Annotated in this window: 15 protein-coding genes; all 15 read right to left on the reverse strand. The window is 40.2% G+C overall.

What is annotated here, in order from left to right; translation table 11 throughout:
• Positions 1-23: 23 nt before the first annotated feature.
• The gene (locus DXC10_RS09165) at positions 24-1,160 is read right to left on the reverse strand and encodes a glycoside hydrolase family 105 protein (protein WP_101545091.1); all 1,137 of its coding nucleotides are present in this window, start codon (positions 1,158-1,160) and stop codon (positions 24-26) included.
• A 140-nt stretch (positions 1,161-1,300) separates the two neighbouring features.
• On the reverse strand, positions 1,301-3,700 hold the full coding sequence (ccsA, locus tag DXC10_RS09170; protein ID WP_101545090.1) for a cytochrome c biogenesis protein CcsA: 2,400 nt from the start codon (positions 3,698-3,700) through the stop codon (positions 1,301-1,303).
• 1 nt (position 3,701) lies between these two features.
• Complete coding sequence (locus tag DXC10_RS09175) at positions 3,702-4,460, reverse strand: phospho-2-dehydro-3-deoxyheptonate aldolase (RefSeq protein ID WP_101545088.1); 759 nt, start codon at positions 4,458-4,460, stop codon at positions 3,702-3,704.
• A 70-nt stretch (positions 4,461-4,530) separates the two neighbouring features.
• A complete protein-coding gene (locus DXC10_RS09180) occupies positions 4,531-8,517 on the reverse strand; it encodes an SUMF1/EgtB/PvdO family nonheme iron enzyme (protein WP_101545086.1) in 3,987 nt (1,328 codons plus the stop codon).
• 24 nt (positions 8,518-8,541) lie between these two features.
• Positions 8,542-9,441 carry a hypothetical protein gene (locus DXC10_RS09185; RefSeq protein ID WP_370448209.1) on the reverse strand — a complete coding sequence of 300 codons (900 nt, stop codon included), beginning with the start codon at positions 9,439-9,441 and terminating at the stop codon, positions 8,542-8,544.
• 20 nt (positions 9,442-9,461) lie between these two features.
• Entirely contained in the window at positions 9,462-10,337 is an 876-nt protein-coding gene (gene lsrF, locus DXC10_RS09190) for a 3-hydroxy-5-phosphonooxypentane-2,4-dione thiolase (RefSeq protein ID WP_101545084.1), read from the reverse strand.
• 34 nt (positions 10,338-10,371) lie between these two features.
• Entirely contained in the window at positions 10,372-10,986 is a 615-nt protein-coding gene (locus DXC10_RS09195) for a DAK2 domain-containing protein (RefSeq protein WP_101545082.1), read from the reverse strand.
• A 2-nt stretch (positions 10,987-10,988) separates the two neighbouring features.
• On the reverse strand, positions 10,989-11,996 hold the full coding sequence (locus tag DXC10_RS09200) for a dihydroxyacetone kinase subunit DhaK (RefSeq protein WP_101545081.1): 1,008 nt from the start codon (positions 11,994-11,996) through the stop codon (positions 10,989-10,991).
• 11 nt (positions 11,997-12,007) lie between these two features.
• Positions 12,008-12,322: a VOC family protein gene (locus DXC10_RS09205; protein WP_101545079.1), complete on the reverse strand. Its 315-nt coding sequence runs from the start codon at positions 12,320-12,322 to the stop codon at positions 12,008-12,010.
• 18 nt (positions 12,323-12,340) lie between these two features.
• Positions 12,341-13,021 carry a hypothetical protein gene (locus DXC10_RS09210; protein WP_101545077.1) on the reverse strand — a complete coding sequence of 227 codons (681 nt, stop codon included), beginning with the start codon at positions 13,019-13,021 and terminating at the stop codon, positions 12,341-12,343.
• A 25-nt stretch (positions 13,022-13,046) separates the two neighbouring features.
• Positions 13,047-14,201, reverse strand: a complete 1,155-nt coding sequence (locus DXC10_RS09215) for a hypothetical protein (RefSeq protein ID WP_233519901.1) — start codon at positions 14,199-14,201, stop codon at positions 13,047-13,049.
• Positions 14,202-14,230: 29 nt separating this feature from the next.
• A complete protein-coding gene (locus tag DXC10_RS09220; RefSeq protein WP_233519909.1) occupies positions 14,231-15,940 on the reverse strand; it encodes a YVTN family beta-propeller repeat-containing protein in 1,710 nt (569 codons plus the stop codon).
• Between the two features lie 237 nt (positions 15,941-16,177).
• Complete coding sequence (locus tag DXC10_RS09225; protein WP_117737717.1) at positions 16,178-20,263, reverse strand: hybrid sensor histidine kinase/response regulator transcription factor; 4,086 nt, start codon at positions 20,261-20,263, stop codon at positions 16,178-16,180.
• Between the two features lie 141 nt (positions 20,264-20,404).
• A complete protein-coding gene (locus tag DXC10_RS09230; RefSeq protein ID WP_117737718.1) occupies positions 20,405-22,438 on the reverse strand; it encodes a hypothetical protein in 2,034 nt (677 codons plus the stop codon).
• Between the two features lie 11 nt (positions 22,439-22,449).
• Positions 22,450-24,615, reverse strand: a complete 2,166-nt coding sequence (locus DXC10_RS09235; RefSeq protein ID WP_101545068.1) for an alpha-galactosidase — start codon at positions 24,613-24,615, stop codon at positions 22,450-22,452.
• Positions 24,616-24,678 lie beyond the last annotated feature (63 nt).

Genomic DNA, 24,678 nt, shown 5'->3' on the forward strand with positions numbered 1-24,678 from the left:
TTTTTTAGAGCGATATTAACTTCTTATTTAGTTAAAAGCTCCGTAGCACACCATAATAAAGGAGCATGTGCATGTAAATCTCCCGTAATCTGTTTACGAGTCATATAATGATTCTTATCATTCTTTATATTGGTACCTTCACAAACATTTGTCAATTCATCATCGGCATTCAGATAAGAAACCAATGCTAACCAACCTTTCAATGCAGCAGACTCATAAGTTTTTTTATCTAACCAACCATGTTTTACTCCCACCAACATAGCATAGGTAAACATAGCTGTACCCGAAGTTTCTTTATAGGATGCCGGCTCGTCTATTAATTGATGCCACATGCCATCTGGATCCTGATTCTCCAATAAAGTTGCCATCATCTTTTTATAAGCTTCCATGATAACAGTACGGTTGGGATTATCTTTTGGTAAAACAGCGAGAAGACGTGACATTCCTGCCGCCATCCAGCCATTTCCACGTGCCCAAAAGAAAGGAGCCGTAGGAGCATGATAGAAAAGCCCATTAGGACGTTGTATTTTTTGCAGATACATTACCATTTCAGCAGCAGCACGATTTATATATTTACGATCACCTGTAGCAAGATAGGCTTGTGACTGAATAGTAGTAATCATAAACATATCATCAATCCAAACACGAGTTTGCCAAGAAAATCCCTGATCTGCATACGCTTTCTGTTCAGGTTTAGCATCAGCTGGCACTTCCCATTGAGTATCAGCATATTTCATACCTAAATCAAAATACTTATAATCTCCCAATTTCTGCATATAAATTTCCAAAGGTACAGAACCAAAGACATTATAGTCTACATGTACCATTTTGGGCAACATGCTTTTTTCAGTAGTAAATAAAGGTTCGAAACGATCCTTCAGACGTTGTTGCATATCCTTATCTTTGATAGCTTTACTAAACCACAATGCTCCCAACCACGCACAAGCATCAGGATAAGTAATATAATTAGGAGCTTTTTCTGCACGAGGATTTCCAAACCGAGTATGTGGAGTTATAATAAACTTATTTACAACACGTGTACCTATAACTTTAGGGTCAGCCTCTTTTATACGTTTCTTGGAAAGAACATCTTGAGCATTCATTGGATTACACACCATAAGTATCCCCACAGCCCAAACGAATATTTTACATTGTTTCATCACAGTATTACTTTAAAATAAGATTTATATTACAAAAACAAAGATAACGGCATTTCTCCAATCTTTTTTGCAATATTGTACCAAATATTATAAATTTTGAACCTACTAAATAATTCAATACTACTTAGTAATAAAATTCACTATAACAAACGTTTACGCTGTTTTTCTCCTACATACAAAGCCAGTACCAAAGCCAAGCCAAACACAATGAGAACTGCATGTAACCCCGGTGGTGTATCACCACTACCATAAGAATGCAAACCGGAAAGGTAATAGTTTACTCCAAAATAAGTCATTAATACTGATGCTAACGCAAAAACAGACATCACACTAAAGGCATAATCTGAACGCAGATAAGAAATAAAACGGGCATGCAGAACAAAGGCATAAACAATCATTGTAATAAGAGCCCAGGTTTCTTTAGGATCCCATCCCCAATAACGCCCCCATGATTCATTCGCCCATACGGCACCCAAAAAGATACCAGCAGTCAATAAATACAGACCAATATTAAGAGAAATTTCATTAATAATCCGCAATTCACGAATATGAGGGTTCAACAACACCGACTTCTTGTCTGACGCCATAAACCCCAATGAAAGCAGACCTAACAGGAAACTCATGCCGAAGAAACCATAACTTGCAGTAATGACCGCTACATGTATCATTAACCAATATGATTTCAGTACAGGTACTAAAGGAGTTATCTCAGGATCCATAAAATTGAGATTAGCAACAAACAGAATAATACCAGCAAAGAAAGCAGCCAATGCCAAAGTCATTGATGAACGACGGATAAACAAAAGTCCTGCCAAGACTGTAGCCCACGCCACATAAACCATCGATTCATAAGCGTTAGCCCAAGGAGCCCGACCAGAAATATACCAACGTATACCAATACCAAAAGTTTGCAATAGGAATAAAACTACTACACCTACCATTAACACAATGGTAACTACCCGAAGCCAACGTTTGGATTTCAACAAAAACCAGACAGAAACTAAAAGAAGCAATAAACCTACGGTCATATATCCCACAGCCGACCAAAAGAATAATTCAGCACGATTATAAAACAATTCCCATGAAATTTGTTTATCTGTCAATAAACCTGTTGTAGTTCGTTTTTGCTGATACACATTCATCATAGATAATACTTCATTTGATGCCGACCAGTCACCTGTACGCAGAGCATTGTAAGACTCCGCCAAATACCAAGGGAATATTTTAGAAACAAACATAGAGTCTCTACCCGAGAATTCTTTCAAATCATCACCTGGTGAATACCACTTACCATCCACATCTTCCGGTAAAGGGAAAAAAGCTAACATCTGACCTTGCTGCAAAGAATAAAGGATATTTGCCTTTTCATCCAATTTCAATAAATCCTTTTCTATCCGTGAACGTTCTGACACAGGACGAGAATATGCACGTTCTACGGCATCAGCAATAACATAACGTCCTTCTTCATCAAATAAATCAGAAAAACGAATATATTTATCTGAAGGTAACTTTAATTCTCGAGCCATTTCTTTGTTGGATTGACGAATAAAAGGTATATTACTCCAATAAGAAGGATTTATAAGAAAACCGAAAATAACCTGTTCTGAACGTAATCCCTCGAAAGTTTCACTTCGGTAAAGTTTACGCAGCAGTTTAGATGTATAGGTATTTATAGGTTCAATACGTCCCGTAGGACATTGTATCTGCATGCGCCCCCATTCCTCTGCTTGTGCGGCAGGAATAGTATTTTTTTCTAATTGATTAGAGATTACTTCCTGAGCAGACAGACAGGATGGAAAACAGCATAACAACAATACCGGTACAGCCTTTTTTAATTGTCTGGCTAATTGGCGAAAACGAGATTTTGGGTCTACCACAGTCAACAACATCCCCACAAGAAGCAACAAATATCCTATATAAGTAATACCTGTACCCCAACCATCATGATTTACAGACAAAACAGTCCCTTGCTCATCCGAATCGTAAGAAGATTGATAGATACGATATCCTTGTTCATATATCACCTTGTTCATATAAATATGTTCAGCACGTGTATCACTATCAGAAGAAATCGTAAGAAAACTCTCAAAAGAAGACGGACTGTGCGATCCCGGATAACGCAATAATTTAAAATCGTCTAGGTGAATCGTAAAAGGCAATTCATGTGTTCCATCCGTAAGATGCAACTGAGAAGTTGTTTCTCCCTCCCGAATATGTACGATCCCCTCAAAACCAAACAAATTTGTAACCAAAGCTCCTGTCAAAATGACGATAAAAGAAACATGGAACAGACATATGCCATACTTACGTTGTTTCCAAAGTTGCATACGAATACCAATTACAATAAATTGCATTACCATTAGCAACTGAAGCAAATAAAATATGGGTTGGTTATAAATCAGTTTTCTGGCAACAGAGGTACCCTGAACTTTCTCTATAAAAGTTGCCACTGCTAATACAATAGCATATATCACCAACAGTATCAAGGCAAATCGCCAAGATATAAACATATTCTTTACAGAGGAAAGAAATTTCTTCATATTATTGTTCTATAGACACATTCAAAGTATGCAGCAACTCAGCCAAACCATCAGGAGTAAGCTGCTGAGCAGAATCCGATAAAGCTTTCTGTGGACAACAGTGCGATTCAATAAACAAACCATCCACATGCAAAGATAATGCTTTCTTGCAAACTGAAGCCAATAATTCACGTTTTCCAGCAATATGACTCGGATCACAATAAAAAGGTATATTGGGAAAATGCGCACGAAATCCATCCAAACACTCCCAAAGAGGAGCATTTCGATAAGGAGCACTATCTATTGTACAAAAGCCACGATGGATCACACGAATATCTTGCACATCTGAATGTTGAAGCCGTTCAACTGCTCCAAGCCAAAGTTCAATATCCGGAGATACCGGGTTCTTTATCCAAACAGGAATATTAAAACCGCGTAATGCTTCCGCCAACTCGTGCATCATAAATGGATTTACAGTTGTTCGTGCACCAATCCATACCATATCTACTCCCGCTTTCATAGCAACCTCTACATGGGCAGGCAATGCAACCTCAGTCATAACTTTCATTCCCAACTCCTGTTGTATCTCATTCAGCCATACTAATCCGCGTTCACCCACTCCCTCAAATGTACCATATCTAGAACGGGGTTTCCATAAACCGGCACGCAAGATATTAACTCCTATATTTTTTAATCCTCTTGCCGTTTCCAACATCTGCATACGATTTTCTGCGCTACATGGGCCGGCCACTAATCCTATTTTATTCTGCTCCTTCATCATTTTAGTCTAAAAAGAAACCGGCGCACTATCCTTTTATTAAGGATACAAGCGCCGGTCTATCAATCACTTATTAATCTTCTATAATCACACGGAAACCGACGTTATATACTTTCTGCCAAGGCAAATATGATCTACGGTAATAAGCTGTACATGTTTTTGGGTGATCTGTCCAAGAACCGCCACGTACCACTTTCTCCGTACCACTTCCCTGATTTTTCTCACTATATGGATAAGGTAAATAGTCAGAACGCGTCCATTCAGAAACATTCCCCTGCATATCGTACAATCCAAATGGATTAGCTTGATAACCGCCTCCCTTCACTTGCAACATGTTACCATCATCTACACCATTTTCCTTAGGTTGGAAAGTATAATACTTATACCACGAATCAGTTTCTTTCATTGGTTGTGGATTTACTCCACGAACAGCCATCTTATTCAACTGCTTATCTGCCATATTTTCAAATTTAGCAAAATCCGTATTCAATGAACCATACCAGAAAGCATCGTCACTACCGGCACGACATGCCCACTCCCACTGTACTTCTGTTGGCAATGTGATATTCTTACCAGTCTTCTCACTTAACTTCTGGCAGAAAGCCATGGCCTCTTCCCAACTGACACGAATAGCAGGTTGCTCCGGTTGGTTAGCTGGATATCCCTGATGCACATGGTCTTTCCACAACTGTCTGTCGAAACGGCTATTATGCTCTGGGAAAATAGTACGGAATTGCTCGTTACTGACTTCTATTTCCCCCATCCAGAATGCTTTCTTCACCACTTGTTTATTAGCTGGTGAATAATCTGAATGTCCACGATTACTACCCATCACGAATGAACCGGCAGGAATACGAACAAAGTTCATTTTTATACCCGGAGCCAACTCAATACTCATCTTCGAATCACCTTCTTTACTAATCATTGTCTGAGCCATGATCTTATCAAAAGGCCATCCTTTTACTTTCACTTCCTTATCCTTATACTCTTTCTTTTCAGGTTTCACAGGAGTCGGTTTCTCTCGCGATTCCAGATATTGAGCATACGAACGGATTTCAGCCTGCCAGTCTACACCAGCATTTGCATATTTATCAGCTAACTCTTTACGACGACTGATCTGTTCAACCCCTTTAAAGATATTAGCTTTAAACTTACCATGATAAGGAGCATTAAAATCAATCCAGTTATAGATCGTTTTCCATTCCTTATCAGTCAATTCCACACCATGATGTCCAGTTCTTAATATTTTGACAAGTTGGCTGGCAGAAGCATGATATTCATATGGATTTAGAACTTCAATTTCTGCCTCCGGTCCTTGACGATAGACATATGGATGCAAATTCAGATAACTTTCACCAAATCCAGAGAATTCATCAATACGTCCTCCTCTAAAATCAGCCAATTTATTGGAACCGTCATGACAAGAAACACAAGCACGATCCAAAATAGGCTGTACTTCAAGATCAAATGTAAAAGAGCGCTGTCCTCCCTCGGGTATAGTAATCTTATGAGGAGGAATGGTAGATGCCTTTACTCGTTTCGGAATAGGTAATTGATTTTGATCTTCATGACAACCTACACAGGATACAGTTTCACCCGGCATACCAGTCAACCAGCTACGCATCCACTGTACTGCACGTCCTTCAGAATCCAATGGTTGTAATGCGATCGGAGTATTAGCAGGAATCTTAAAGATAGCAGAACCATCTTCTTCTACAGGTACAGTACCTAAAAGACGTTTGATATCCCAACCACTCTGTACTCCTTGTGCCCAATGATCAGACGGAGTCTTATTATAGGCATATTCATAAGCTAATACACGGAATGATTTCACTGTACCACGAGGTACTCCTTTCAGACCCTCACCTTCATAAATATCCTGAATAAATACGGTAGCTTCTTTGTCTCCCGGAACAATCTTATCAGGTATTACAGGAGGTACTGGAGTCTTCTTTACAGGAATAGGGCAAATCAAACCTTCACCTTCAAACTCTGCAATCAAGGTCAGATTATCATAAATATCAATCAAGTAAATACCCCAAAGTGAATTTTCATCTAGTTTGGCAGTAACCAAAAAATATTTATCCGTCAAAGGATAAGGTTTGATAAATTGTGGCCATACACCATCCACCAAACGGTCTTTTACAATCGGTTCAATTTTACGATCCCGAAAAGGCAGTTCCTGCAACATTCCCTTTTCTGATTTACGACTTTTTGATGGATCAAACAACATCAGACGTCCTGAACGTGCCACACCATGATGGCCAGAAATAACACCTATAAACTGAGAAGCATGCCCCGGAAGAGGTTTTGCATCAAAAATACTATTCGGGAAATAAGAGCCACTACCATACAAAGACTTCTGCTCTGTACCATCAGGATTCATGTGCATTACAAAGCGAGAAAAATAATGTGTCAAATCCGTATATTCCCAACGAGTATACATGATACGGCCATTATTCATAACTGTAGGAGCCCAGTTTGCATCCTGATCAAAAGTCAGTCGACGCAAAGAACGGTCTTTCGGATCATAAAGGCACATATTACCTACTTCATCATTACCATTTACACAAGGTACACCATTATATCCAATATTGGACACTGCAATAAGCTTACCGGAAGGTAGATAAGTAGCATCAAAGAATTCCAAATCTTTTTCAGGAGTCTCTATCAGTTTCTTCAAGCCTGTACCATCCAATCTCACCTCGAATACCTGCCATCGTTTGTCCGTATCTACCATAGAAAACATCAAACGTTCAGCATCCCAATGCAATTTCAAATCAGGAACCGAGGAACCATTAGTAGGCTTAAAAATAGTACGAACCTTAACATCTCCACGCAAATCAGACAGTTCTACAATTTCAGCATTAAATCCTCCACGAGGAGCAGAGGTCTGGTTAGACCAGTTGTTATTTTGAGTACCCAAAGCACGAGGGTTTATCTGACGTGCACTAGTACCTATCTTATAACGACCTACAATAATTTTATCCACGTCCAACGTCGGATTTGCTAAAAGGATCTCACGTTTCAGATCTAAAGCTTTCTTTGCATCCTGTATGGCAACAACATCATTTTTATAGATACCAGCAAATCCTTTTCCACAAAGTTGTTTCAACTGAACTAGTTTAGTCTGGTTAATATTTGCATCAAAACCAGAAATTTTAACCATATCATTGTAAGCATCCTCAATGGCGCGCAAATTGATCCAACTCAAAGAACTCTGCAACTGATATACTTTCATGGCATCTTGTGCCAAATTCAAATAACCAATAACCTGTTCATCCAATGAAGATTTGGAAGAAATCTGCGCAATTTGCGCATTAAAATAAGACTTATCTTTCAGCAAGTTTACAACAGAAGTTACTATGTGTTTCTCAATAGAAGCATCATATGTTGTAACCAAAGCTTTCATATCACTACCGGCAAAAGGCAAGAACCAGGTAGATTCTGTCGGATATTTTTTCACGATATCTGCTGCGGCTTCTGCACCAGTAATACCTTGTAAACGGAAAATAACCGTACCCGACGAAGAACGGTTCTCTAAACCGATTTCCGCTTCAAAACGTACATATTTCTTATCCAAAGGAACCACAATCTGTGCATTGGCATTAGCCATAATCGTACGATCATAACGTTTACCTTTCATGATAACTGGTTCACCTTTGGCATTTCCCTTCATGCGCAAACTACCGCTACCTGTTTTTTTAAAAGTATCCTTCAAATCATTCAACCAAACAGAAGAACCATCTGCTGCAATAAGTTTGGCATTCGCCCATATTGCCTGATCATCACTGGTTCCGTCTACTGTTCCCCATGTGTACAACACCATTTCATCAAGTCCTGTCACATCCGCAGAAAAAGGCTCTGCAGCAGCCTTAGCTTTTATAATTTTTGATGCAACTGGCAAACAAGTCTTCTGCATTTCAGCATTAGCCTGATTTTTAGCTACGGCAATACTCTCCGCCCACGTAACAGGCGCATTTACTTTTGCTTTCCGCTGTGCCATAGTCGGAAATACTAAAGCAATGCATACAGACATTACTATCAGTTTTTTACTCATACTACCTTTTTAAAGTTAATATCTCTATTTCAAATCCGGTAACCGAAAATTCTTCAGATAACAGGCTGCAGAAACCAAACCAATATTCTGCTTGTCATTCAAAGTCCATACGGCTTTACCTTCTCTATCTAGCTCAATTAATTGTGGTACGTCTACAACTGTTCCTCTCGTATGTCCGCACCAATTACAAATCAACAAATTTTTATTACTCAACTCCAAAATTTGGGCTACAAACCATAAAGCGGCCCCTTTTACTTCTTGAGAAGTTACTCGTTTTAGTTCCTTACCTGTATTGCGATCTATAACAATATAATAGTGAACATCTCCACAAGGTAACAACAAATTACCATCCGACAGTTCCAGTGAAGAAAAAGCTCCTCCATCTATCTTATGTTCAGCAATCAATTTACCTTTCCGGCTTATTTCTATAACCTTACGTTTAGCCATAACCGGTATCAAATAATTTTTATTTTTCAACTGAAATACCTGCCTAAATTGACTATGAGGCTTTTCTATACCCAAATCAAATGTAGTCTCATTCACCTTTCTCCCCTTTTTATCCAGCTCAATAAAACGTGCAGGATTTCCACAGATTCCCAATAAAAATCCACCATTACGCAATATAGTGGCTGACTGGAGTTCTGTCTTATCCGGTGCAGGAAAATCCCATACTACTTGATGATCCCATGTCACCACCTTTGCACCTTTCTTATAAGAATATAAAACGTTACCATCTTTAGTCAAAGCTACCGTATTACATTCTTCCCCTTTCTCTAATGAATGTTTCCATTCTACCTTTCCAGTCTGTTTATCTACAAGCAGGATAAATGGATTCCCGGAACCGGCAACCAGGATCTTATCCTGTGCTGCCGCCCGAAAACCACATAAAAAAATAGTTATAACAAATATATAAAACCTCATCATGTTTTATTTTGCAGTCGTTGTTACTTATTTTTCAATTCATTGAACAGTTCTAATGCCTGTGTTGGTTTCATATTGTCATGTACTACTGCACTAACTGCCTGTATCATTGCTGCAGGAGCTTCTGACTGGAATACATTACGTCCCATATCAACACCGGCCGCACCTTCATTAATAGCTTTATAGCATAGTTCAAGTGCTTCCAACTCAGGTAACTTCTTACCACCTGCAATCACTACAGGTACCGGACATGCAGCAACCACCTTTTCAAAGCCATCACAATAATAAGTCTTCACGATATTCGCGCCATTTTCGGCTGCAATACGAGAAGCCAAACCAAAATAACGAGCATCGCGTGCCATATCTTTACCAACAGCCGTTACTCCCATTACCGGTATACCATAACGAGTACCCTTATCCACCGCCTTATACAAGTTTGCCACCGTTGTAGCCTCATGTTCTGCATCTCCAATAGACAACATCACTGCCATTGCAGATACATTCATACGAATAGCATCTTCAACATCAATCAATACATTATCATTCAATGATGTCAGAATAGAAGTACCAGCATCAGAACGCAAACAAATAGGTTTATTGGTAGTAGGTGGTATTACAGAACGAAGAATACCACGAGTACACATCAAGCAATCAGCATATTCAATCAGCGGAACAATATTCAAATCAATACGTTCCAAACCGGAAGTAGGTCCCATGATAAAACCATGATCACAAGCAAGCATCACCGTCTTACCAGTTCTAGGGTTAAATATACGAGACAAACGGTCTTTCATTCCCCATGGAAGATTTTCCGCCCCTTTTACATGAAAGCTCTGATTGGCAGAAGCAACTCCTAAACCAAAATTACAGCCTTCTCTCAAATCATCTAAATCAGCCATATCTTAATTTCTTTCTATCTATCTTTAAGTTTACTTATAACGCTTTTGCAAACGCATCAAACATACAAGACCACGAAGAAGCACCCGAATCAGCATAACCAATAGAACGTTCGCCATAGTTACGGGCACGTCCAAAGTTTGCTTTCATGTTTTTAGTTGCTTCAGCTCCCTGTAAAGCTGCTGCTGCACCAGCTTCCAAAATTGTTTTAATATCACTTGAATCAATACTCTGCATTGCTTCTACAGCCGGGATCAAGGCATCCATCATAGTTTTATCACCACGTTGCGCCTTCGTCTGTTTTTTTACGCCGGCAAGCCCACCAGCAAACATTGCTTTCACAGCTATTGCATCCAGCTCCATACCTTCCACGTGATCGCTCATTCCCAGGAAAAAGCCTCCTAACAAGGTACTGGTAGAACCACTAATCTGCAACATCACGTTAAATCCCATATCGTTCAGCATCGTCTTGAATTCTGTCCCTTTTTCAGCAGTATCCACAATGGCAGTCATCGCTTGTACAATAGCTGTACCATGATCACCGTCACCCAACACCGCATCTAATTTGGAGAACTCATCAGCACGCTCCGTAATGCAAGCCAATGCATTACGGAGCATTTTTTTAAAATCTTCTACTGTCAGTTTATTCATGTTTACTTTCCAATAGTCGTCCAATATGGAGCATTCGACATTTTATTATTCAGATAATCAACATGATCGGCATCCAACAAACCAAGGATCATCTGGAAACCTGCTTGTTCCTGAACTGTCAGCAATTCACCGATACGGCTTGCTGCTACCTCAAGACCGGCATTCTCCAAAACCTGATGTGCCTTGCGATATACGATATTCATTTCCATGTGAGTAGTAGCACCTACACCATTGATTATCAACAATGCTTTGTCACCAGCTTTAGGCTGCAATTTCTTCATCAACAGACCAATCATTTCTTCTGCTGTTTCATTCGCTGAAACCAATTTTTTACGTCCGCCGCCACCTTCACCATGTTGCCCCATACCGATTTCTATCTCCCCGTCAGGAAGTTCTGAAATCATCATTCCATTTTGTGGATGTGTACAAGACTTCATAGCAACTGCTAAAGTTGCAACCTTTTTGTTGAAACGCTCGCCAATCTCAATAATCTCATCCAAAGATTTTCCTTCTTCTGCAGCAGCTCCCACAATCTTAATCAAAGGAACACAACCCGCCAATCCACGACGATCGTCATCGGGAGCATCAAGTCCGGCACTGATATCATCATGGGTAAGAATTGTCTTCACCTTGATACCTACACGTTCCGCCAACTGACATGCCATATTTGCACTCATCACGTCACCTGAGTGGTTCAATACCACTAACAAAATACCAGCCTCACGCTTGAATAACTGTAAAGCCTGAAAAACACGTTGGGCACCCGGAGCAGCAAAAATATCTCCCACTACCGAACAATCCAACATACCTTCTCCTACAAAACCACTTAATGCAGGTTCGTGTCCCGAACCACCCAAAGTAATAACAGCCACTTTATCTTCTGACTTGGCATGTGCACGTACAATGATATTTTCTCCTCCAATAGCTACTTGATCACTATATGCCATCACATAACCTTCCAATAATTCAGAAGTCAGATTATCCGGGTCATTTATAAATTTATGTATCATATTTTTTTTATTTAATTAAACTGCATCAATTCCAAAGCAATACCCTCTTCTTCAATGAATGCAATGGTCAAACTTTCATTAACAACTGTCTTGGGAAGTAAAACTTTCGCATTTTCCAACTCTTTATCTAGATCGTCAACTTCGTATGCAATATGAGCCAATTTCTGAATTTTTTCAGGCATCCAGCTATCTTTATCAAAACGAAGAAATTCTATCTTATTTGGACTTTGGGCAAAATCAGTCAGGTAAACCTTCATTCCCTCATTATAAACTTCACCCGGTACCGGTTGTTGAACAGGTATTCCAATATGATTTATCTTTCTCATGGTATTATGTTTTATAAATTACAATGCAGCTTTTGTATTTGTAAAGCGTAAGCCATCATTGTCATGGTAGCATGCCCATTCTTCAACAATAGCACCCTCAGGACCTGCCATCATGAAATGATAAGTTTCCAATTGCTTCAGACGGAGAACATCTCCCACTTTCTGAACAACAAAATTCTTACTCTTGATAGGACCATGACCTACCGGGATTTCAGGAGCATTCGGGGTTTCATCACCTATCTCAGAGAAATTATAAACCCAACCATGATTTACCATCCAAGATTCATGCTTCGCCGGGAATTTCGTTTTTACGTGCGCATGTTCCGGTATCATTTGTCCAGGTAACAAATAGATATTATGAGCAAAATATCCATATTCAGGATCATTAATCCAGAAAATACCACCCATACCTACATGTTCAAAATCACCCAAACCAAAATCTGTAAACCAGATATCTTTTTCCATCAATGGAGTGAAAGGATATCCATAGAAATCAAACATATCAAGAAAAGCTTTTTTAGCAGCTTCTTGATCAAACTTACCATCTTTGTAGAAGTCAGCATTCGTGTACTTCTTCTGATACGTAGCTTTTTCCTGTGTCATAACTTGTTCTGTTTTTTTAGTTTCTGCCGTACAAGCAACCATTCCCATACCGCAAACGGCAATTAATGCCAACGTTAATACTTTCTTTACTTTCATATTATTTTTATTTATATTGGTTTTTCTATTGAAGTATTCCCATTCCTTCTATTTCTATCAGCAACTCCGAACGGCATACATCTGTTAATGTATAGATAACAGGTAAATTAGGATATCTCATTTCCACTACTTTTCTGGCTTTTTCCAAATCCTCCCAATGTTTTACATATACACGAAAATTTATCAACTCACTATCCATAGTAACCGGAACACCAGTATGTTTCAAATTCTCTGCAGAAACCAGGTATTCGATATTTTCCAAAGTTGTCAATGTTTGTTCTTCTATACCAACCCCATCCAAGCTAAGTTCTCCACGGATGGCTGCTGTTCCTGATATATAGATAAAACCATGATCCTCTTTCCATACAGCTTTAGCACGTTCAAACTTAGGAGTTGTCTTCTGTTGCAATACCGTTTCTCCCAATAACACATTCTGAGAATAAGCATGTGCAGCTACCTGTAATGGATTATCCACTCCTACTACCAGTACTGTTTCATCCTCACAAAGAAGCACATCCATATCTATCATAATACCTCCCCATTGAGTACCTATCCCCGTTGCTGCTGGGTAACCTGTTTTCCATTCTACATTTTCATAGAACAAAGAACGCGCATCATTGAAATCTTGATAATGCTGATGCCCAGAAACATCATATTCCGTAATCTTCTCAATATAATTCCATTGACGAACAATAGCAGAAACCGGCATTTGTTCCTTTTGTAACACCCGGTTAATATGTGCAAAGACATCATCGGACTGCTCACGAATACTTTGATGCAGCACATCAGCTATCACTCCACCCAGAAACAACCGTTTACAGCCTTCACGTTCTACTATTATATAAGGTATATCAGTATAATTCCGATAAGAAACCACATCCAGTCCAGTCAACACCACTTCATGCACTTCCATAGCGATACCTTCCGTATCGACAGGTTGGGCAACATAACTTACCAAAGGTCTTTCTGCAGGGAATACTCTTGCTACAGCCTCCTTCAAAAAAGCAAATTGGGAAACATACTCTTCATTGTCCGTAGATGCCCCAAAGAAGACCATACGTACAGGCAAATAAATTGCGACATACTGTTCCAACAACTTAGCTACCATTTCACCCAAAGGTGCTTTTTCCGTCTGAAAAAAACGATGTATTATCTCTATATTTTCTTCTTTAGCAATCATAGTTTTCTTTCTGTATACAGTACATATCATCAGAGTGAATTCACATATTCAGCAAGTTCATCAGCTTCTTTCGATGATATTTTCTTGTCTATACCATGTTTGTATACTTCAAAAACTTCTTTCATCGTAGCCGCTCTTCCATCAAATAAGTAAGGAGCAGTGCGCCACACTTCTCTTAAAGTAGGAGTATCCCAACCTTGCTCAAACTCAACATCCTCACCTATACGATGCATCTTCATATCCGTATAATAAGGTCCGGAATGACATTCGTCACATTTAAATTTTTCAAAGACCTTACGTCCCCGTTTTGCTTTCTCTGATAATTCCCCATTCACTAAATAAGGACTTGGGAGCGGCTTTAAGGACAAAAGATATTCATCTACGCAAGTGGCATATTCTTCAGGCAGATCTATAAACTGAATAAATTTATACCCAGTACGTACAGCTACATAAGAAGAAGCGCGTATTCCAGAAATCATAGCCGGAGGAGTAACATGAGAAAGTAGTAAACTCTTGCAGTTCTTTGAATTACCGATACCATCATTCATCAAATCCCAATTCATAGCATCCATACGGGCATCACCGGGATGACAACCATTACAAGATTGCCAATTCTGAAAACAATATTCAGCATCATTAAAATACTTTTCTCCTTTATGTATACGGCTTTCCACTCTATTCTTCACCATAGCAATCGGTTGAACAGAAGCAGAATTCAAATTTACTACATTCAAAGTATCAGAAAAATAAGTAGGCACCACAGCATTCCCATCCTTAATCATAAAACATCTTGGACCGTTACCGACCAATGCAATTCTTTGACGCATACCATACAAAAAACGTAAATCATAAGCCAAAGCATCTTTCTGTGGATACTGCTCAAATTTTTGTACGAATGCCGGATAATCTATCACACTAATTTCATGTGTTCCCGAATGGCTGACTACAATTTTGTCATCCGTACATTTCACATCCCAGATACCGGCAGCACCACGTTCGGGTTCGTCCAGCAATACAGGACCTTCAAAATTCAGTGTCTCCAAATTCACAACACTCATAGCACTCGTATTCATCCATCCTTGCTGTAACTGCGAAGTAGGTACTTGAAAACGTCCCAAATTATGAGTAATCAACAAATAACGTCCGTCAGGCGAAATAGTCATTCCCCGCAGAGCATTACTTCCATTCGCCAATTGTATATCTTTTATCTTTTGAAAATTATCCTTATCGATTACCGATACACAAGCCGCTACAGTATCTACATCCGCACGCTGTGCCGGAAGAAAATTCGCGACAAACAAATGCTTACCTTTAGCATCTGAAACTATAGATTTAGGCTCACGCAGAACATGTACCGTTCTCAATATCTTCTTTTCATTTTTATCTATCTCAGAAACTGTTCCTGCAAACTGATTACAGACATACAAATTTCCTGTTTGCGCATCCAACAACGGTGCACATGCACCTGAGGCTGTCGCTATAAAACTTTTATCCAACGGATCAGAAGTTGAAAGGAAATAAACCCCATTTTTATTTTCACCCGCCACCGTTACGATAATCCGTTCACCATCTATAGCAACACCTGTAGGTATTTCATCCAAACTCCATTCCTGCAAACGTTCCTTATAATCAGACGAGTAAATCGTCACTTTCTTATTACCCTTTTGTGTAACAACCATTCCTGATTTATATGGAACTATACTTGTTATAAACAATGGATCACCTTCAGGCTGTTCCATTGTATGAGTAGTAAAAGCAAACGCAACTACCACTAAAACGATAGGCAAAACAATTTTTGTTAATTTACAGTTTCTATATTTCATAGTTATCAAATTAAGCTTTTTAATCACACGCAAAAATAACACAAAACAGTATACAGAGCTTATAATAACGTCTCATCGACTTGCAATAATGTACAAAAAACTTCTTCCTTATTCATTTAAGACAATGAATATAGTTTTTTGAGACAGGTCATTTTATTTTTTCGACTTGATATTAGTCTGCATAAATTCTGATGGCGACATACCATATAAAGCTTTGAAAGAATTAGAAAAATAAGAATGGCTACTAAATCCCAAAGCAGCAGCGATGTCCGAGATAGTCATATCCGTTTCTTTCAAATATTTCATCGCCACTTCCAATCGTTTATTACGTATCAGTTCGGTCGGTGACAATTCAGATATCGCCTTTATCTTACGATACAGGTTTGCACGACTGATACCTATTTCCTGACAAAGTATCTCAATGGATAGTTCAGGATCAGAAATATGTTTCTCTATCACCTCATACAATTTCTGTGAAAAACGTTCATCAGCAGAGACCATTGCGGTACCTACAACCTCAGGAGAGAAGTGTCGCCCATAAAGCTTCTTCAGTTGCTGGCGTGACTGCAACAAACTATGTATACGAATACGAAGTATATCCATACTGAAAGGTTTGATAATATAATCGTCAGCGCCTGCTTGAAAACCTTCTTTGATATGTACCACCATAGAACGTGCCGTCATTAGTATCACAGGAATATGTCCAATTCTTACATCTTCTTTCACCATTGCACAGAGTTCCAGACCGTTTCGCTTAGGCATCATTATATCGCTCAATATCAGGTCAGGAAAATCCTGAACTGCACGTTCATACCCCTTCAGGCCATTAGAAGCCTCCAATATCTCATAATCAGCTTCCAAAGACTGATGCAAATAATCACGTACACCCTTATCATCTTCTACTATAAGGATAACAGGCTTTTTTTGGATATCTCCCGGTAATCGCGGTGCAGGTTTCACCTCTACCGGTTGTGCCAAGGCCGTATCACCAATCGTTTCCATCGGCATCACATCCTTTTCCTTTTCAGTAAAGGCATCTGCCGTAGCTGGCAATTCCACAATAAACACCGTACCATCCTCACCATTTGCACGATCTTCAATCTTAATACTTCCTTTATGAAGTTCTACAATAGAATACACCAGACTCAATCCGATACCCGTTCCGGAAATATTCACGCCGGAAGTTTCAGGTACCTGATAGAAAGGAGTAAATATCTTCTCACGCTCTTCCTTAGGAATTCCACATCCTGAATCTTCCACACGCAATATAATACGGCCACGTTCTTGATCATATTCCACTTCCATGTGGATATTTTTCCCTGCAGGTGTGTACTTAAAAGCATTAGAAAGTAGATTAAACACCACTTTTTCCAACAAAGTCTTATCATACCATGCTACAAACGAGTCAGGATTGCATTTTAAAGTAAAGTTTACTTCGTTAGTCTGAGCGATCTGTTTAAAAGCATAATAAATTTCACGAATAAACTCACACACATTTCCTTTACTCACTCGCAACTCCATTGACCCACTCTGGTTCTTCTGCAAATCCATCAATTGGTTGACAAGCAACAACAAACGTTGGGCATTCTTATAAATCACCATCAATTGGGAATGCAGACTCGCACCAATATCCACTCGTCTCACCAACTCTTCGAAAGGTGTAATAATCAGTGTCAATGGCGTACGTAATTCATGAGCAAGATTGGTAAACAAACGCATTTTTGCCTGATGAAATTCTTCCTGCTGTTGTTTTTCTCGTTGCTCAACACGAAGCTTTTCACGCCAGATACGACGCATATTATAATAATAAAATATTACAAATATTATTGCGATCACTAATAAGCCATACAGCATATACGCATACCATGTTGCCCACAAAGGTGGAGCAATAATGATTTTTAATGTACGCCCTTCTTCATTCCAAACACCATCATTATTAGATGCTTTCACATGGAATGTATAAGTTCCGGAGGGTAATTTGGTATAATAAGCAGTAGTACGTCCTTCTACTTCATTCCAACCTTTATCATATCCTTCCAATCGATACGCATATCTGTTCATGGAAGAATTAATAAAGTTCAACGCACGGTATCCTATCGCTATATTATTCTGATCATAACTCAAACGAACCTCTTTCGTATAATCTAATACACAGTTCAGAATGCCAGTTTCATCCCCTACGGACACCATACGGTTATTAACCTGGAAATCCTCCAGTACAACAGGTGGTACAAATGAATTTGCAGGCATTTCGGGTGTATAGAATGTAATAAATCCATCATTCCCCGTCAAGCAAACAGTACCATCAGGCAGAGCCACCCCACCATGCAAAGTAAATTCACGTATTTGAATACCATTAGAGAATGGATAATTCCTTATATTGCCATCTTCCAAAGAATAACCTGTTATACCTTTATCCGTGCTCATCCATAACGTATTATCTGCGCCTTCTACCAGATTACAGATAGTATTACTCATTAATCCATCCTCACCCGTTACGGTCTTTTCAATATTCCCATCGTCATCCATACGATACAATCCACCTCCATAGGTAGAAATCCACAATTCATTACTCCGTGTACGCAATATAGAAGAAATATAATTACTGTTCAACCGATGTCGAATATCAGTGTTTCCCATAGTGTAAGAAACCAGGGAACCAACCATCTTCTTATTTTTCTCATCCACTGTACCTATCTCCATACGTAAAAGTCCACGCCCCCGGGTTCCAATCAATAATACCCCCGGACGCTCTTCAAACAGGTATCTTACCGAATACACAGGTAACTCCTTTCCCGAAGGATCCACCCACTTCTCGATCAACTCACCCGAGGGAGTAAAACATACCAAAGAATACTTTCCACTGGAAGCACCTACCCACAAATTACCGGAGAAATCACGTATTATAGAATAAACTGACAAAGGTGAAGAAAAACGGTAGAATAGCTTAAAAGTGCGCGTTTTCAGATCAAAACGATAGATCTCGCCTTTAGTAGTACCACACCAAATACAGTCTTTCTCTGCAAAGACCGATTTTATCACATTGGCATTATAAACGGAGTATGCCGAAGAATCAATCAGATAAAAATGAGTTTCCCCGGTAGAAATATCATAATTCAACAAACCATAACCTTCTGTTGCTACCCACAGATTATTATCCCGGTCGTAACAAGCCGTACCATAAATTCCTGTTTGTATATTATTCCAATCCCCAGGTGCATGACGTACAAAACGTGATGAAAAAGTACTCAATCGGGATACGCCTCCGGCATAAGTACCAATCCAGAGCGTACCCATACGGTCGAGACAGAAAGAATAGATAGAATAGTGTCCCAGCGGCTTAGTCCAGTCGCCATATCCACCGACCTTAGTAATCTTATTATCAAACTGATTAAAAGAATATATACCGTCATAGGTTCCCATCAGCAATTCCCCATTCCATTCAGCCATACAGCGAACATAATTATTTTTCAATCCACTGTTCTTACTCGTATAGCATACGGCGGTATACGTATGAGGGTCTATCCGTGTAACTCCACCGGGATTCGTACCCGCCCATACACGATGATAGGCATCCTCGTACAAAGATGTAACCCGACGCCCAACAAGAGAGCCGTCTTTTTCACAGAAATGCTTTATAAATTGCATCTTACTGCTACAAAGAAAAACTCCGTTTTGCCCAGTCCCTATCCAAAACTTCCCCGTACTGTCCTCCATCATAGCCGTCACGGATGGATTGCCTTTTGTAAAAGAGACTTTTTCAAAACAGTCTTTTTCCGGAATATAACGGCAAAGTCCCGAATAACTGCCCACCCATACTTGCTGATGGCGGTCTACATAAACAGTAAGTATACTTTCTGAAGAAAGCCCGTCTTTTGTATAATAGTTACGTATACTATCTGTCTCCAAAGATAAGCGGCTGACTCCATGGCTTGTTCCTATCCACAAATATCGTTCACCTTGTTCTGCCAAACTTGAAATCTCATTATCTGCCAGACTTAAAGAATCGCCCGAGTGATGAGTATATACAGTATATGTACTGCCATTATAACGGTTCAGGCCATTACGTGTACCCAACCAAAGATATCCGCGAGTATCCTGACACATCGCCATTACGGATAATTGCGATATACCTTCATTCATCCCCGCACTATAAAAAAAAGAATATTTAAAATGGTCTGCCTGTACGGAAAAAGCAACCCAGAAAATTATAAGGACGAATAGAAATTTACGTTTCATTACGGTATTAGATTATTTACCGTACAAATATAAAGAATGTATGTGACAAGCCATAATAGCTTGCCACATTTTATAATAGATAAACTAAAAAGAGACGGATAAAATAGGAATTGAGACAGACAAAAAAGTCTCAAATCTTATTTATACCCGTACTTTAAGAGTCGTTCCTTCCTCTATATTCTTCTTTACAATAATCTTTCCAGCCTTTACAACTTCTACATGCAGTTTCTTTCCGGCACGGGAAACACGGATATCAAAGTCCGAATTGAAAGCACGTATTCTATTCAAATTCATGTATTCCCATTCCTGCGGCAAACGAGGTGTCATTTCAAAGCTATTGAGTCCTACAGGACGGATACCGAAAAGTCCTTCTGTGTAAATTCTACAATACAACCCACTTTCAGCAGACAAATGGCGTTGATCTCCTTCGGGCCATGCTTCAATGGCATAAGGCACATGGTCTCCTAAAAGACGGCGATGAGAGTACTTTTTCAGAAAGTCCATACCCTTCTCCACTTCACCCGCGGCAATGGTACCACGAAGAGCATAGAGGGTAGAACGATCCCAGAAAGTCTCTGTACCTGCCTGCGTCAACAAACCGTCATTCGTCCACAAACGCGGTGAAAACAAAGCGTCTATCGTACCTTGCGCACGAGTATAAATGCCCATTACAAGCGGCATACAAATCCAGGAACGTAAAATATCATTCCCCTTATAATAGCGATAGCTATGAAATCCTTCTATTTCGTAACCAAAGTGAGCTTCAATGGCACGTTCCAATGCCTTGGCTTGCGCCGTATAGGCAGAAAGCAGTTTAGCCGGAACACCCAATTCGCGTCCCAGCAAGGCGGCAGAACGCAAAGCATCATAATATAAGGTAGAAGTACAGAGATTGGCATCACCGGCAGGAAAACGATTTTCCAGCTCATCGGAATTGGAAGCAACCACCCCGTCAGGAGTAAGTTTACGTTTACAATACTCCAGACACCATTCTATAAGCGGCCAAAGTTCACGCGCTTCTTCCTTATCCCCACGAGCCAGGGCATAGCGGGCAGCCCCGTAGGCTATCATCGCTCCATCTCCACGATCTTTAGCCCCATGCCAGAAGCTGACACCTTCGGATATTATAGAACTTGGAATAGGCTTATATTCCGAATTCATATAACGGGCGAAATGTCTGAAAGCATTCAAAGCCGATTGGTTACCAACTTCATATCCAAGAAAAGGGAAGAAAGGATTAATATATTCTGCCTGGTCATTTGCCCATACAGCAGCATAATAAGCCTCTCCACCAGGACCATGCATCAAACCGCCTTTGGTACGGTAAATACTCTCGGCTCCGCGCAATTTGGCAAAGGCAAACATACGGTTCAATACAGGATCGGGGGTATCAAGAACAAGATTTCCCCACCATTGATTGATCAAAACCTGACGCCCGTTACGCTCATCTTCAATATTGAAACCGGAAACAGCGGTATTATCCGTACCATCCGAAACCTTATGACCGGAGAATACGGCGAAGAACTCCAGTTTCTCTCCCGGCTTCAACACGAAAGTTCCTGTTTTGGAAAGAGACGCTTGGATACGATAAGCTCCATACACACCAGCTTCCTCCGGAGTAGTATAAGTTACATGCCAATCGGGTACACGCAAGGTTATCGTGTTACCACTGTTATTCTTGAAAGTATATTCTTCACAATAGCGGGCATCCTTGGGTGAGGGATAGAGCAAACGCGTTACGTGAACCGCCTTCTTCAGTTCCTTACGACGATAAATATATCCGTAGTCACTTTCTACGCGCATCAAACCGTTAAAAGTAATATCACTGACCTTTTCATTCAAAAGTGTCTGATCGTCTACAGTCACCATAGCAGGTATATTGACATCAAAACGTTGTTTCAAATTATTCTGTGTCTTGTTCGGCTTCATACGCAACATAGGAAATACCAAACTGCGATTCACATGAAAACGCTGCTGGGCATCCACCCCATAACGGAGCACGACAGAAAGCATCTGTCCACTCATTTCGACATGATCTTCGTGAGGGAGTTTACTCCCTGAAATATCCCAACGGATAGAACCGTCATCCTGGATGGTCCAACGATCTCCGGTTTGGGCACAAACTACTACTGATGCAGTAAGAAGTAACGCAAATAATAGAAGTATTCGCTTCATACATTATTATATTATTGTATTTTCAATAAAATTACAGCACTCTCAAACTGGGTGTTCAGAGGATTAGACAATCCGGTATTCATAAGTTCAGCACCCGTGAAGGTCCTACCACTGGCAGAAAAACGGGAAACGGCTCCTTTGGGAAGTCCGACTTCTTCTACCAGATACCTCTTATCAGCATCCAGTCCTCCAAGTACCACCCGAGGCACATTACCATCTTTGGTTTGATAAAGATAGACCACCGCATTCTGTTTATCGGCAGAAACATAGCTCAACGATGCCAACGGATGCTCATAAGGGGATACCAGACGGTACAACTCTCCTTGCATCACCAGCGGACGGATACTTTCCTTATATAACTTAACCGCATCCGCAATTTGTGCACGTTCTTCGGCCGTAGCTTTATCCAATGCAAGGTCGATACCGAAAGCGCCACTCAATGCCACATCTATCGCTAACTTGAGATGACGCTTACCCATGCGGGTAACATGAGCGGAGATTGTACTTGCCGGGAAGAAATGAGAAAATCCCCACTGTATCTTGATACGTCCCAGAGGATCAGTATTGTCACTGGGCCAGAAACTATGGAAATAAGGCAAAGCTCCATAGTCCACACGACCCGATCCACCGGCACAAAGCATCGCCATCACATTTGGGAATTCTTTGGAAAAACGGTTCATCAGGCGATAGAGCGCCCAATTATAATCAATCCAAAGATGACTCTGCTCCGCAGGTTGCAGATAACCAGACCCGGGTTGAGTGACATAACGGTTACAATCCCATTTAACATATGTAATATCAGGATTTGGGCGCAAGGTCTTATCAATGATTTCCCACTCATAAGCCTGTACTTCAGGACGGGTCAAGTCAAGTATTTCCTGATGGCGTCCCAATATAGGTTCACGTTTGGGTTGGGTAATTATCCAATCAGGATGTTTCCGATAGAGTTCACTTTGCGGATTCACCATCTCCGGTTCCAGCCAGATACCAAAACCGACTTTGCGTTTCAGAGCTTCTTTAGCGATATAAGAGAGGCCACGGGGAAGTTTCTTGGTAGAGGGTTCCCAATCTCCCAAGCCATGCTTATCATCATCGCGGGAATAAGGACCATTTCCGAACCAACCATCGTCCAGCAAGAAAAGCTCCGCACCTACCTGACGAGCACCATTAAAAAGTTCTTTCAAACGTTCTTCATTAAAATCACAATGGGTAGCCTCCCAGTTATTCAACAACACCGGACGTTCTTTATGTGCATCACGAATAGCGTACTTCATTGCCCAACGGTGATAACGACGACTTGCCTCTCCTTTTCCTTTCTTACTGTATGCAAAAAGAATGGCAGGAGTAGTGAACGTTCCACCACGCTCTAAATAATATTGGGAACCTAATGGATTCATACCGGTAAGCAATCTGAGATTTTTGTTCCAGTCCATATCAAATGCAAATTGGAAACTACCACTCCAACGTAAAGAAGCAGCCAATACTTCTCCTTTATTCTCATCTGCCGGAGTATTCAATGAGAGCATAAAAGAAGGTATACGCATCTGATGGGCACGTACTCCCAATTTAGAGTCCAGAATTTTGACTCCCTCTGACAAACGTTCCTCAGAAAGAGTAGCCTCACGCTTATAATTACCCATAAACTGAGTAAGCCAATACTCTTTTGCCTTCACTACCGGAGCTGCAGAAGCAAAACGATAAAGTACTACTTTTCCCTTCTCATTATGGCTCACTGTATTCCACAGTTCCATCATGCTGTTATCCCCATAACATTTAATGTAAAGATCCACGGAAAACGGATAAACAGGATCTTTCAGAGAAATAATGGTTTGAGAGACACCTTCACCCAAATCTTCTATGCGATGTCCCGTATAATGAAGTTCAGTAGAAGTATTACCATCGGCATGGGTGGCCTGTAAAGCCGGTTCGGTCAACACACCATTACCATATGGAGGATAAAATTCCCGTTCGCGTGAAGGCATTTTAGCAGGAACTTCTATTTTAGCGTCTACATCACCAAATCCCAATTGATACAGACGATTATCCGCACCAACCATGAAGGTCAGCTTCAGTTCACCAGAAGTTACGGAGAATATTTTCTTTACATTTGGATTGTCTGCCGCACGCATCAGGCAAGTGCAGCACAGGAATATAAGTAAAGTTGTAATTTTGTGCATTTCTTATTGCTTTTTGAATGTGTCTTTTAGGCACAAGTTACACGGACTTCGCGGATTTTTTAT

This window comes from Bacteroides sp. OM08-11 (genome assembly GCF_003438665.1).
Classification (GTDB): domain Bacteria; phylum Bacteroidota; class Bacteroidia; order Bacteroidales; family Bacteroidaceae; genus Bacteroides; species Bacteroides cutis.